We start from the raw sequence: 13559 nt of genomic DNA, 5'->3' as shown, positions 1-13559 counted from the left end.
CTCCGCCCGACAGACCTAAGGACCCAAACACCATGTCAACAACTACCGAAACCCGACTCGAATTCCGGAAGCTCAGCGCGCGCATCGGCGCCGAAATCCGCGGCCTGGACCTCAGCAGCGACCTCAGCGACGCCACCATCGCCCAGATCCGTGAGGCCCTGAACACCCACAAGGCCCTCGTCTTCCGGGACGCCAACATCCACGACGACGACGCCCAGGTCCGCTTCGCCAGCCGCTTCGGCCCGCTCACCCAGGCACACCCCACCGTGGCATCCGTCGACGGCAAGCCGGCGGTCCTGCCGGTGGACAGCGAAAACGGCTCCGCGAACACCTGGCACACGGACGTCACGTTCGTCGTGAACCCGCCGCAGGCCTCCACCCTGCGCAGCATCACTCTTCCGGCCTACGGCGGCGAGACCCTGATCGCTTCCTCGGCCGGTGCCTACACCGACCTGCCGGAGGAACTGCGGAACTTCGCGGACACCCTCTGGGCCATCCACACGAACGACTACGACTACTCGGTGCCCAAGAACCTCGAACATGAGAACGCCGAGGAACGCCGCAAGGAGTTCACGCGGCTCAAGTTCGAAACCGCACACCCCGTGGTCCGGGTCCACCCCCTGACCGGGGAACGGGGCCTGTTCATCGGCGGCTTCGCCCAGCGGCTGCGCATCGTGGGCCTGTCCAACACCGAATCCAAAGACATCCTGCGCCTGCTGCAGGCCTACGTCACCCGCCCGGAGAACGTGGTCCGCGTGAACTGGGAACCGGACCAGCTGGTGCTCTTCGACAACCGCATCACCCAGCACTACGCCCCGGACAACTATGACAGCCAGCCCCGCCAGCTGAACCGGGTCACCGTCGCCGGCGATGTCCCGCGGGGCATCGACGGACGCAGCAGCTCGTCCATCCAGGGCGATTCCTCCACCTATTCCGAGACGGTCGTTCTGCCCGCCGACGTGTCCGGAGGCCGGCTGTGAGCGGGGCACGGGAGCTGCACCTGAACGCGTTCCTCATGAGCACCGGGCACCACGAAGCCTCGTGGCGGCTGCCGGAAAGCGACAGCTTCGCCGGGACGGACATCGCCCACTTCCAGCGCCTGGCCCGGACAGCGGAACGCGGAACGTTCGACTCCATCTTCTTCGCGGACTCCCCGGTGCTGCACGGCGACGTCGGCCAGCGCCCCTACGGCACCCTGGAACCGACCGTCCTGCTCGCGGCCATCGCCGCCGTCACCGAACGCATCGGGCTGATCGCGACCGCCTCCACCACCTACAACGACCCCTACAACCTGGCCCGGCGGTTCGCCTCCGTGGATCACATCAGCGGCGGACGGACCGGGTGGAACGTCGTCACCACCGCCGGGGACGCAGCAGCGAGGAACTTCTCCCTGCAGGACCAGCCGGCCCACGCCCGGCGGTACGAGCGGGCCGCGGAATTCCTCGACGTCGCCCGCAAGCTTTGGGACAGCTGGGAAGACGACGCCCAGGTGGGGGACAAGGGCGCCGGGATCTGGGGAGACAACACCCGTGTCCACCCGGTCAACCACACGGGGACGTATTTCAGCGTCCAGGGTCCGCTGGACGTGCCCCGCTCCGCCCAGGGCCACCCCGTGATTGTCCAGGCCGGTTCTTCGGAGGACGGCAAGGACTTCGCCGCCCGCTACGCCGAAGCGGTGTTCACCGCCCAGCAGACCCTGCCCGACGCGCAGCGCTTCTATGCCGAGCTGAAGCAGAGGACTGCTGCCGCCGGCCGGGACCCGGAATCCATCAAGGTGCTCCCGGGCATCGTCCCTGTCATCGGTTCCACCGAGGCCGAAGCCCTGCGGCTGGAGAAGGAACTCGACGAGCTCATCCACCCCGAGCACGCCCGACGTCAGCTCGCCGGCGTGCTTCGCGTCTCCCCGGATTCCCTGGCGCTGGACGCCGAGCTGCCGGAGGACCTGCCCTCCGAGGACGAGATTGAAGGGGCCAAGAGCAGATACACCTTGATCGTGGACCTTGCCCGGCGGGAGCGCCTGACCGTTCGCCAGCTCATCGGCAGGCTCGGGGGCGGCCGCGGACACCGCACGTTCTCCGGCACGCCGGAGCAGGTGGCCGACGCGATCCAGGACTGGTTCGAAGCCGGGGCAGCGGACGGCTTCAACATCATGCCGCCCGTGCTCCCGTCCGGCCTGGACTCCTTCGTGGACCACGTCATTCCGATCCTGCGGGACCGCGGACTCTTCCGGCGCGAATACACCGGGCGGACCCTGCGGGAACACTACGGGCTGGCCCGGCCCGCCAACTCCTTCGCGCAGGCCACCGGGCTTAGCCGGACCGACACCTCCGGCCAGCAGAGGGAGGTGGTCCTGGTCTCGGGGCGGTGATCCGGGCGGAGCCGCCGTGCGGGTCCGTTTGCACACGTGGGACACCGCACCGTCACACCGTCGTGCTGTTGAGGGGTCATGGTTTCTGCGACCGGGACCCCTCAGCTGCGCGGGATCCGGTGAAGGTTTGCGGCGCCGCGTGACGTTCCGTGTCCGCGGGTGACCTCCCGTTTCCGCGGGTGACCTTTGGTGTCGCCGGCCGTTGATCGGGATCCGGGCAGGTCCGTAGTGTCATGCCATGCCGCCGATGCGGTCACCCGGTCACCCGGCCATTGCGCCCTGATCTGGCCACCGGCCACGGACCCGCTCCGGATCCCCATTCACTGAAGGACTTTTCCATGACATCCAATGACCAGCCAGGGTCCACCCGCATCGTTGCGGGCGAATCCCGAGGCTCCAAGCGTCCCCGCGGTCGCAAGATCGCTCTCGTCACCGCCCTAGTGCTGCTGATTGGAGGAGGCGCTGCGGTGGCTTCCACGCTGTCCCGCGGCCCGGAAACCGCCTCGGCGGCCGTGGCGGGCACGAGCCCGGCTGCGGAGCTGCGGTTGGGCTATTTCGGCAATATCACGCACGCCCCGGCCCTGGTCGGGGTGAATAAGGGGTTCCTCGCCAAGGAACTCGGCCAGACGAAGTTGACCACGCAGGTCTTCAATGCCGGCCCGGCCGCGATCGAGGCCCTGAACGCCGGGGCGATCGACGCGACGTACATCGGCCCGAACCCGGCGATCAACTCCTACGTCAAGAGCGGCGGTGCGTCGGTCAGCATCATCGCCGGTGCCGCGTCCGGCGGGGCGCAGCTGGTGGTCAGGCCCGGGATCACCTCGGCGGCGGACCTGAAGGGCAAGACGCTCGCGTCTCCGCAGCTGGGCGGCACCCAGGATGTGGCGCTGCGGGCGTGGCTGGGCAAGCAGGGGTTCAAGACCTCCACGGACGGCGGCGGGGATGTCGCGATCAACCCGACCGAGAACGCCCAGACCCTGAAGCTGTTCCAGGACGGCAAGCTTGACGGGGCGTGGCTCCCGGAGCCCTGGGCCTCGCGCCTGGTGCTGCAGGCCGGTGCGAAGGTCCTGGTCGATGAGAAGGATTTGTGGGACGGTTCACTGTCTGGCAAGCCCGGCGAGTTCCCCACCACGGTGCTGATCGTGAACAAGAAGTTCGCCGCGGAGCACCCGGCCACGGTGCAGGCGCTGCTGAAGGGCCATGTGGAATCCGTGGACTGGCTCAACGCGGCTCCGGCGGGCGAGAAGGCCACGGTCCTCAATGCCGCGCTCAAGGCCGCGGCCGGCTCGGCGCTGCCGGCGGATGTGATCGACCGGTCGTTGAAGAACATTGTCTTCACGATCGACCCGCTGGCCGGGACGTACAAGAAGCTGCTCCAGGACGGTGTCGACGCCGGCACCACCAAGCAGGCCAACATCAGCGGCATCTTCGACCTCACCGCCCTCAACGCCGTCGCCGGCAAGAAGATCTCCGCCCAAGGCCTCGGCAAGGACTAACGAACACCCCGCAGGGCGGCAGTGCCGGTTCTCCTCGCTGATGCGAGGAGTGTCGGAGTGCCGCCCTGCCCTCGATTCGCCCTGAGAGGAACCCGGCCCGCTCACGGCATCCGGACGTAAACTGACCCTCACATCGTTCTGTGTGAAACTGTCCGAGACGCGTGAACTGGAGAGCGGATGCTCTGGAAACTGCTCGTCGAATACCTGCGGCCGCAGCGGCGGCTGCTGCTCGCCGTCGTCGTCTTCCAATTGGCGGCGTCCATCGCCTCGCTCTACCTGCCCACCCTGAATGCGGACATCATCGACCAGGGCGTCGCGAAGGGGGACACGGACTACATCCTGCGCATCGGCGGCATCATGCTGATGGTGACCCTGCTGCAGATCGCCTGCACCATCGCCGCGGTGTACTTCGGCGCGAAGGCCGCGATGGCATTGGGCCGGGACGTCCGTGGCGCCATTTTTACCCGGGTGGCGGAGTTTTCCGAGCAGGAAGTCACCCGCTTCGGTCCGCCCAGCCTGATCACCCGCTCCACCAACGATGTCCAGCAGGTCCAGCAGCTCGTCCTGATGTCCGCCACGCTCATGGTCACGGCGCCCATGCTCTGTATCGGCGGGGTGATCATGGCCATGCGGCAGGACCTGCAGCTGTCCTGGCTGATCGCCGTCAGCGTGCCCGTGCTCTTGGCCGCGGTGGGGTCGATCATCATCCGGATGGTGCCGCTGTTCCGGCTCATGCAGACCCGGATCGACGCCGTCAACCGGGTCCTGCGCGAACAGCTCACCGGCATCCGGGTGGTGCGGGCCTTCGTCCGGGAGGACGTGGAGACCGCCCGTTTTGCCCGCGCCAATGAGGACGTCACGGATACCGCGCTGCGGGCCGGGCGGCTCATGGCGCTCGCGTTCCCCACCGTGATGCTGGTGCTCAACGTCTCCAGCGCGGCCGTGATCTGGTTCGGGGCGTTCAGGATCGAGGACGGCTCCATGCAGGTGGGCACCATGATCGCGTTCCTGAGCTACCTGATGCAGATCCTCATGTCCGTCATGATGGCCACCTTCATGGCCATCATGATCCCGCGGGCCTCGGTCTCGGCGGACCGGATCAGCGAGGTGCTTGGGACCGAATCCAGCGTCCGGCCACCGCTGCGTCCGGTTTCGCGCGCGGCCGGGCGGGCTGCCCGGGGCGAACTGGAGATGCGCGACGTCGGGTTCGCCTACCCGGGCGCCGAGCAGCCGGTGCTCTCCGACGTAAGCTTCACCGCCCGCGCGGGGCAGACGACGGCGATCGTCGGCAGCACCGGCTCCGGCAAAACCACCCTGGTGAACCTGATGCCGCGGCTCTTCGACGCGACGTCCGGCTCGGTGCGGATCGACGGCGTGGACGTGCGCGAGCTCCACCCGGACCTGCTGTGGGGGCACATCGGCCTGGTTCCGCAGAAGCCCTACCTGTTCTCCGGAACGGTGCGCAGCAACCTGCTCTACGGCAAGCCCGACGCCACCGAGGCCGAGCTCTGGCAGGCACTTAGCATTGCCCAGGCACAGGACTTTGTGCAGGAGATGGAGGGCGGGCTGGACGCGCCGATCTCGCAGGGCGGCACTAACGTCTCCGGCGGCCAGCGGCAGCGGCTCGCGATTGCCCGGGCGTTGGTGAAGCGGCCCGAGCTCTACATCTTTGACGACTCCTTCTCCTCACTGGACACCGCCACGGATGCCCGGCTGCGGCTGGCCCTCAAGCAGAGCACGGCCGGGGCCACCATGGTGATCATCGCCCAGCGGGTCTCCAGCATCGTGGACGCGGACCAGATCCTGGTGCTGGACCGCGGCAGGATCGTCGCGCACGGCACCCACGAGGAGCTGCTGGCGACGTCCGAGACGTACCAGGAGATTGTTAATTCCCAGCTCGCAGCGGAGGAGGCCGTATGAGCCGCACCGACAAGGCTCCGACACCCTCCGCCACCGGGGCACCCGTCGTCGCCCCCGGCACGGCTCCCGGCGCGCAGGCCCCGATGCGGATTCCCCGCCCGGCGGGAGGCCCCGGCCGCGGCGGCCCGTTTGCCGGGATGAACATTCCGGTGGAGAAGGCGATGAACTTCTGGCCGTCCGCGAAGCGGCTGCTGGGGGAGCTGCGGCCCGAGCGGCTGTGGCTGACGCTGGTCCTGATGCTCGCCGTCGTGAGCGTGACGTTCTCGGTGATCGGGCCCCGGCTGCTGGGCGAGGGCACCAACCTGATCTTCGCCGGCGTCGTGTCCAAGCAGCTGCCCGCCGGGGTAAGCCAGGAGCAGCTGATTGCCCAGCTGCGCGCCGCCGGGGAGAACCAGAAAGCGGACATGCTCAGCGCTATGACGCTGACGCCCGGCACCGGAATCGACTTCACCGCGCTGGCCACCGTGCTGCTGTGGGCGCTGGTGCTGTATGTCCTGGCCTCGGCGTTCGGCTGGATGCAGGCGTACATTCTCAACGGCGTCGTCCAGCGCACGGTGTTCCGGCTGCGCGAACGGATCGAGGCTAAAATCAACCGGCTGCCGCTGCGCTACTTCGACTCCGTGCAGCGCGGCGAGCTGCTCAGCCGGGTCACCAACGACGTCGACAACATCTCGCAGAGCCTGCAGCAGTCCATCAGCCAGGCCGTGACCTCGCTGCTGACCGTCGTGGGTGTGCTGGTGATGATGCTGCTGCTCTCGCCCACGCTGGCCATCATCGCGCTGGTGACCATTCCGCTGACCCTCGTGACCACTGCCGTGATCGCCAAGCGCTCGCAGAAGCTGTTCGTCGCGCAGTGGCGGCACACCGGCGAGCTGAACGGGCAGATCGAGGAGACGTACACCGGGCACGCCCTGGTGAAGGTGTTCGGCCGGCAGCGTGAGGTGGAGGAGCGGTTCCGGCAGAAGAACGTGGAGCTGTACCAGGCGAGCTTCGGCGCGCAGTTCATTTCCGGGCTGATCATGCCGGCCATGACGTTCATCGGGAACCTGGTCTATGTGGGGATCGCCGTGGTGGGCGGCCTGCAGGTGGCCGCCGGGGCGATGCAGCTCGGCGACGTGCAGGCGTTCATCCAGTACTCCCGGCAGTTCACCCAGCCGCTGGCCCAGCTGGGGTCCATGGCGAACCTGCTGCAGTCCGGCGTGGCCTCCGCCGAGCGGGTGTTCGAGCTGCTGGATACCGAGGAGCAGTCCGCTGATCCCTCGCCTTCAGTGGCGCCTGACGGGGGCCGGGGGCGGCTCGTGTTTGAGGACGTGTCCTTCTCCTACTCCCCAGATAAGCCGCTGATCTCGTCGCTCAGCCTGGTCGCGGAGCCGGGCCAGACCGTGGCCATCGTGGGCCCCACCGGCGCGGGCAAGACCACCCTGGTCAACCTGATGATGCGCTTCTACGAGCTCGACGCCGGCCGGATCACGCTCGACGGCGTGGACGTCACCGCGATGACCCGCAACGAGCTGCGCTCGCGGATGGGCATGGTGCTGCAGGACACCTGGCTGTTCGGCGGGACCATCCGGGACAACATCGCCTACGGACGGCCCGGCGCCTCGGAGGAGGAGATCCTGGAGGCGGCCCGGGCGACGTACGTGGACCGGTTCGTTCGGTCCCTACCGGAGGGCTACGACACCGTGCTCGACGACGAGGGCGGCAACGTCTCCGCCGGCGAGAAGCAGCTGCTCACCATCGCCCGGGCATTCCTGGCCCGGCCGTCGGTGCTGATCTTGGACGAGGCCACGAGCTCGGTGGATACCCGCACCGAGGTGTTGGTGCAGAAGGCCATGAGCGCGCTGCGCTCGGACCGGACTTCGTTCGTTATTGCCCACCGCCTCTCCACCATCCGCGACGCCGACCTCATCCTGGTGATGGAGGCCGGGCAGATCGTGGAACAGGGGACGCACGCCCAGTTGCTTGCCGCGGGCGGTGCATACGCGGCGCTGTATGCGGCGCAGTTCGCTGCTCCGGTGGCGGAGGTCTAGACGGCTAAATTAGAGTGTGAGGTCCGAGGTCCGAGGTCAGTGCGGGTGCGCGTCCGGCTTGGGCCCTTTCATCTAGGGATTCAGACTTTCCAGCTGAGATTGGGTCTCGAAGATTTCCTCCAATAGATCTTGCAGTCCAGATGCAAACTCAACGTAGTTATACGCGATTGATCCTTTTCTGCAGGCCACTTCAACGCTGCGGCTGGTTGAGTGCCCGACTTTTCCTGTGATGCAGACGACAATTGAGGAGCCTGCTTGGAGACCTTTGATGACCGATCCAACATTGGATGCTTTCTTGTTGTATTCGCTCGAAATCCAGGAGAAATTGTCAGGGCTAACGCCGAGGTTGTCGAAAATACTCTGCTTTATATGACGGTCAGCTTGCCCTCCGACGGCAAGTATTTTCCGACTCGCAAACCATTTCGCCATAACCTCTCGGCGTTCTTGCGGCGTTGGTAGTCCGGGCCTGAAATGCAGGGCAATGCTGCCCGGAGGCGGCGGCGCGCAGCCGATCTCGACAACGTCAGACTCCCAAAATGTTGAGTCGGTGCCCAATACAACGCGAGCATTTTCAGCGGTGCCGACGAGGTCATCGATCAGGGCTCGCCCATCAGCAATTTCACCAAGGTAGCGCGTAGTGAGAGCTGAGTCGCAGTCGATCTTGGTGTGTGTCAGAGGCCCCTTGGAGAGTATCTTCCCAACGGTGCTGTGAACCGTCTTCCGCAGTGGAGTTGGGACATAGTCAGCTCTGTGTAGTTCAGCGGAGAAATGACTGAGTTGCTCGTACGCGCGGCTACCAAGACGCGCTCGATCATCCCGCGTCCATTCAGCGAATCGAAGCCAAAAGTTGGCTAGTACCTGGGGGTTCTGACTTGGCCGAGGGACGACCAGTCCGGGGTCGAGAAGGAGGACGGGATGCATTTCAGTCGTTCCCGCCCAAGCGAAGCGCTACGGCCCGGACTATCTCCAGCGAATCGTCATCTTGGGCGTCGAAGAAACCATCTGGCCAGACCTCGAAATCACCAAACTCCGACATTCCCAAAGTCCGCACTGAAGTGGCACCCTGATGTTGTTCAGCAAACATTACTCTCACCGTAGTCGGAGAAACTTTTCCTTCGGCAACACGCCTTCGAATTCGAGTGATGAGATATTCGCTGTGAGTTTCAATCAGGAACTTCACCCCAGGGCGGGCATACAAAAAGAAATCCGCCAATCTGGATTGGACCTTCGGGTGCAGATGCAACTCTGGTTGCTCGACCATGACAATTGACCCAATTGGTACGGTAAGCCCGGCTACTAGAACTGGAAGTAGTTGGCTGGCGCCGACTCCGATAGTGGTCAAATCACGATGCACGCCATTCACGCGAAGTTCGATACCTCGACCTTGTTTGCCAAGATCCAAGACGTTGATGTGGTCTCCGAGACCTAAATAATTGCACCAATCCGCGACGGCGTCGGGAAGGGACTTCTTAGCTGGTCTATTATTCCAGTCTCGGTATTGGATGTAATCTGATTTTCTCCTTGTCAGCACCTCTGCCGTGAGCTCGCCGCGTATCCCTACCGGAAGCGAGTCAACACGTTCATCCCAAACCCCGTGAACGACTTTGGGTTCGTCCCTCAGGGGGCCCAAATAGCGAATTGAAGTCCCGAAGGTTTGAAGGGCCTGTCCGATGCTCATGAGATACAGCAGTGGTGCCTCAAACTCACTTGACACCAAATCCTCCAAAGCCCCATCAGAATGAATGCTGGGCCCACCGAACCTGAGGCCACTGGAGGAGTAATATCCGAACTGGTTGAAAGATGCTACAACCCATTCATTCTTGGATCTCTCCGTTGCGGTCCTTTGCAGGAGGGTATCGAGCTCGCTCGAACTGAGCAGCCGAATATCTCGTGCACTCCAGCGCGTCGTTGCAGTCTGGGAACGTTGACCTGACTGGGTGTTAGCGTCTTCGGTAGGAACTTGCTTTCCAATTTCTCGAAGGAATGAGTCCCTATCGACGTATCGACCTATCTCCAGCATGGTTTCATACGGCATTCTCTCGCTGCCGCTGAAAGCGTGAAGGGCCACAAGCATTTGCTTTTGAATTGTGGCTTTGTCTCGATGCAAAACTATTGACACGGGTAGAAGTCCAATGCATGCCAAATACATTCTGTTTGGCGCTTTTTTCCCAGAAATGGTTGTGATGCGTAGGTGCGTCACATCATTACTAGTAATTTCGCGAATCCTTGCGGCGTCAGCGGAATTTATTCGCTCTGCCGTCGCTGCCAGGACCACCGAATCGTCCTCCGAATTGAATATCTCCAATGCGCTCAAAGCCAGTGTCGAGTTGGTCGCGTCTGGGGCAAACGAGAGTGTCACCGTCACTTGCGTAGTCTTAGGTTTTTGTCGAGTGCCGATGTCTACTTTGACAGACAATTCGAATTGTGTGGTTTTCTGTCCACTTCGGACGACGTCCTTGGGAAGGCCGAGTCTGACGAGTGGGCCATTCAAGACGATTGATCCGCCGCGGCTCACGGTCTGACCGAGAAGCAATAAAGATTGCAGTATTGACGACTTTCCGGAGCTATTCGCACCTGAGATTATTGTCAACGGAGATAGATCAAGACTGGCGCCAGAAAGCGCTTTGAAATCACTAACGCCCCATTTAGTAACTCTTGCCACGCTGATATCCCGTCTTTTTAGTCGGTTGGCTGCGGAAAGTCGTCCTCAAGTGTCAACATTCATGCAGTGTTGATCATGCCATGCAAGTCGCATGTTCATTGTCCAAGCAGCGACGTGTCTCATCGATCAGCTCAGATTGCTGTCCCACGAGCCGAGTAACGTGATGGTCTGGCCGCAATGAACCCGGACTGCTCGGCGAAGATTGCACTCGGGACGGCGAAAAGCTTGGCCTATCCCGTCTCAGGCACCCGCTGCACACCAACCGCCGCCACCAAATACGGCACCGGATCCGGATCCGCCCCGGCGGCCTGCTGCATCCACGCCTCGAATGTCGCGCCGATCAGCGCGGCGCACAGATACCCCGCCACGTCTTCGGGGGCGCCGGCCGAGACCAGGTAGGGCCGGGCCCGTTCGCGCCGCGGTGCCAGGGACTCGTAGCTCCGGCGCGCCAGTTCGGGATGCTCGGCGATCAGCCGCAGCCGGTCGCGCATGACCGCGAGGTCCGGCAGGACGGAAGGCTGAGACTCGAACCCCCCGGCCCGGAAGCCGCGGTCTCCGGCTCCATGCAGCCCCAGATGAGCCATCCTCCCAGCCTCCCGGCGCGAACTTCGTCATTCCGTCCGGCCCGGGGCAACGACCCGCGCCCTGGGATCGCTCAGCCAGTCGGCGACCGTGGACCTCCCGGCACGACGTCAGATGCACATCAATTTTGCCCAAATGGCCCGGAAGAGGACGGGTGACAGTGGATGCTCAGTCGAAGTATCCGTGAGAGGTGCCTGGTGCTGGTTTCCAGATGAGCTGTTATTGGCGTTTGCTCACCGACGCGGCAAATGGCCTCTGCAGTCGTGTCGCTAACGTACCGGAATAGCACAGCTAGACTGTGTGCGTGTTAAGACGACTCGCGAAGCAGAATTGGAATGCTGCCCTGATTGGTGCTTCGCTCAGCGGGCTGTTCATAGCCGTGATGGCTGGTGTGCCCGGCTCAGAAGCCCGCCTCATCGGCCCGCCAGGGACGGGCAGGGAATTCTTTTGGCGGGATTCAAACCAAGGGGATATCCCCCTTTCTCAGCGCGGCACTGTCGAGGCCTTTCAGCGAGATTGTGAAAATGGCGTTCAGAAATGGCGAACGGCCCAAGTGGACTATCCGAAGGAGCTCTCGATCGCTGTGAACGACTCAGTCACATACAACGCGGCCGTGGATATTCGGGATGCCCCTCTGCCAGCTGACGATGTGATCGTTGCGTCTGGCAGTACCGGTTTCGAAAGAATTGACGTCAAATGCAGACTAGCGGCCAGGCTGACTGCCGTGGGAGCTGGAATAAAGATTGACGGAGATTCTGTGATGGTCAATCAGGAATTCACACCTTTGGGTGTCGTTGAGTGGTCTTGGTCTGTCACTGCCATACAACCCGTCGATCAGGAACTTAGGCTCGAGGTTCGTCCAGCCATTCTCGTGACGAGAGAGGACCCAGACCCAAACCCGGAGCGCCTTTACGCCACTGACACTGAGGCGTCTTTTGTTACGCCTGTGAAAGTTCGTGCAACTGAAATCGATCACTTGAAGTATTGGTTCGATAACCAGTGGCCGTTACTTTTAGGAATTGCAAGTGCTTTGTCAGTAGCATATTCAGTTTTCAGAAAGTGGTTCCGTGATCAATTTCGGCCAGCTGCGGAGGCTCCTGAAACTTTACAGAGAAAAAAAGGTAAAACCGGAAAAGGAAGGAAGTCCGTGAAATAGTGGTCTGTCTTCGCGAGACAGATCGACTGCGTACAGCACGAAATCGTTTGCACTTCCACCGAGACAGCAGAAGTGGGGAGCCAGCTTGTAAGATACGCAGCGCGCGGCCGTAGCGTCTCAGACGGCTCAGCCCGGCGGAGCAATAGGGCCGCAGCAGGAGCCGTAAGAAAAAGCAAAAACGTGAATGTACTTATGCACTCTCATCGGCGTTCGGTTGTTGGGCCTTCGTCGAGGACCATGTGCGCCCGGCTGACCGGGACGCGTTGTGCTCCCCAATTTGCTCAATGTGTGCCGTGAGCTAGACGGGTTTTTCTGGGCCAACTCTATTTTCCCCTGCCGTCGTCAAAAAACTGACGGGGAGTGCCACTGCTTCGCTGTACTTGTAGGCAGCGCATCGGCGCCTGGGCCAGCATTCACCCTTCCATAATGATACAGAGTGTCATAAGTTGGGCGGCATCACCGTCAGCAACGTCTGAAAGGACTCATGGGCAACGGAGTTACATGGCAGGAAGCCGTCACTGCTGGCCGATTCGCCGGCAAGACCATCATCGTCACCGGCGCGGACTCGGGCATCGGACAGGCCACCGCACTGCGCATCGCGAGGGAAGGCGGCCGGGTCGTCGCCGCCGACATCAGCAAGGAACGCCTGGACGACCTGGTGGCCGAAATCGCCGGGCTGGACCTGGTCCCCGTGGCCGGCGACATCTCCACCGAGGAGACCGTGGCCGCCGTCGTCGCCCATGCCGGCGGACGGGTCGACGCCCTGGCGAACGTCGCCGGCATCATGGACAACTTCGCCCCGATCCACGAGGTGGACGACAAGCTCTGGGACCGCGTCTTCCGGTTCAACGTCACCGCCCTCATGCGCCTCACCCGCGCCGTGGTGCCGCTGATGCTGGACGCCGGCACCGGCTCCGTGGTCAACCTCGCCTCCGAGGCCGGCCTGCGCGTGTCAGCCGCCGGCGCCGCCTACACCGCGTCCAAGCACGCCGTCGTCGGTCTGACCAAGAACTCGGCCGTGATGTACGGGCCCAAGGGCCTGCGCTTCAACGCCGTGGCCCCGGCCCCACCATCACCAACATCGTGGGCACCTGGGGATCCCAGCTCGCGGCCGAACGCCTCGGCCCGCTGATGCAGGCCACCGTCCCACCCCCGCCACCGCGGCCCAGCTCGCCGCCTCCATCACCTTCATGCCCAGCGACTGCGGCACCAACGTCAACGGCGCCATCCTCGCCTCCGACGGCGGCTGGTCCGCGCTGTAGGGGAGCGGCACCGCACAGACGCGGGGGGCGGGGGGGCCCCCCCCCCGCCCCCCCGGGGGGGGGGGGGGGGGGGGGGGGGTGGG

Annotated in this window: 10 protein-coding genes; 7 read left to right on the top strand and 3 right to left on the bottom strand. The window is 63.7% G+C overall.

Annotated features, from left to right (window positions below):
* Positions 1-32 precede the first annotated feature (32 nt).
* The 5 genes from C9424_RS20580 to C9424_RS20560 all read left to right on the top strand — a co-directional run bounded on the left by C9424_RS20580 (position 33) and on the right by C9424_RS20560 (position 7814).
* Complete coding sequence (locus tag C9424_RS20580) at positions 33-980, top strand: TauD/TfdA dioxygenase family protein (protein WP_116768694.1); 948 nt, start codon at positions 33-35, stop codon at positions 978-980.
* Positions 977-2368 carry an LLM class flavin-dependent oxidoreductase gene (locus C9424_RS20575; protein ID WP_272914170.1) on the top strand — a complete coding sequence of 464 codons (1392 nt, stop codon included), beginning with the start codon at positions 977-979 and terminating at the stop codon, positions 2366-2368. The genes C9424_RS20580 and C9424_RS20575 overlap by 4 nt, the downstream gene beginning before the upstream one ends.
* 338 nt (positions 2369-2706) lie before the next feature.
* Positions 2707-3864 (top strand): ABC transporter substrate-binding protein, encoded by a 1158-nt coding sequence (locus C9424_RS20570; protein ID WP_116768693.1) that lies wholly within the window; start codon positions 2707-2709, stop codon positions 3862-3864.
* 177 nt (positions 3865-4041) lie between these two features.
* Positions 4042-5784 carry an ABC transporter ATP-binding protein gene (locus C9424_RS20565; protein ID WP_116768692.1) on the top strand — a complete coding sequence of 581 codons (1743 nt, stop codon included), beginning with the start codon at positions 4042-4044 and terminating at the stop codon, positions 5782-5784.
* Positions 5781-7814 carry an ABC transporter ATP-binding protein gene (locus C9424_RS20560; protein ID WP_116768691.1) on the top strand — a complete coding sequence of 678 codons (2034 nt, stop codon included), beginning with the start codon at positions 5781-5783 and terminating at the stop codon, positions 7812-7814. Before C9424_RS20565 ends, C9424_RS20560 begins: the two co-directional genes overlap by 4 nt.
* 72 nt (positions 7815-7886) lie before the next feature.
* Here C9424_RS20560 and C9424_RS21545 read toward each other — a convergent pair whose 3' ends face one another.
* The 3 genes from C9424_RS21545 to C9424_RS20550 all read right to left on the bottom strand — a co-directional run bounded on the left by C9424_RS21545 (position 7887) and on the right by C9424_RS20550 (position 11060).
* Positions 7887-8369, bottom strand: coding sequence for a hypothetical protein (locus C9424_RS21545; protein ID WP_161958269.1), 483 nt, complete (start codon positions 8367-8369; stop codon positions 7887-7889).
* A gap of 367 nt (positions 8370-8736) precedes the next feature.
* A complete protein-coding gene (locus C9424_RS20555; RefSeq protein ID WP_133247559.1) occupies positions 8737-10179 on the bottom strand; it encodes an AAA family ATPase in 1443 nt (480 codons plus the stop codon).
* 527 nt (positions 10180-10706) lie between these two features.
* Complete coding sequence (locus tag C9424_RS20550; protein WP_202615952.1) at positions 10707-11060, bottom strand: hypothetical protein; 354 nt, start codon at positions 11058-11060, stop codon at positions 10707-10709.
* Positions 11061-11362: 302 nt separating this feature from the next.
* On the opposite strand from C9424_RS20550, the gene C9424_RS21360 reads away from it, so the two are divergent.
* The gene (locus C9424_RS21360) at positions 11363-12214 is read left to right on the top strand and encodes a hypothetical protein (RefSeq protein ID WP_133247558.1); all 852 of its coding nucleotides are present in this window, start codon (positions 11363-11365) and stop codon (positions 12212-12214) included.
* Between the two features lie 484 nt (positions 12215-12698).
* Positions 12699-13346, top strand: coding sequence for an SDR family NAD(P)-dependent oxidoreductase (locus C9424_RS20545; protein ID WP_237563596.1), 648 nt, complete (start codon positions 12699-12701; stop codon positions 13344-13346).
* Positions 13347-13559: the final 213 nt, after the last annotated feature.

This window comes from Arthrobacter sp. H-02-3, assembly GCF_003097355.1.
GTDB classification, from domain to species: Bacteria; Actinomycetota; Actinomycetes; order Actinomycetales; family Micrococcaceae; genus Arthrobacter; species Arthrobacter humicola.
This window is presented reverse-complemented; position numbering and strand designations above follow the sequence as displayed.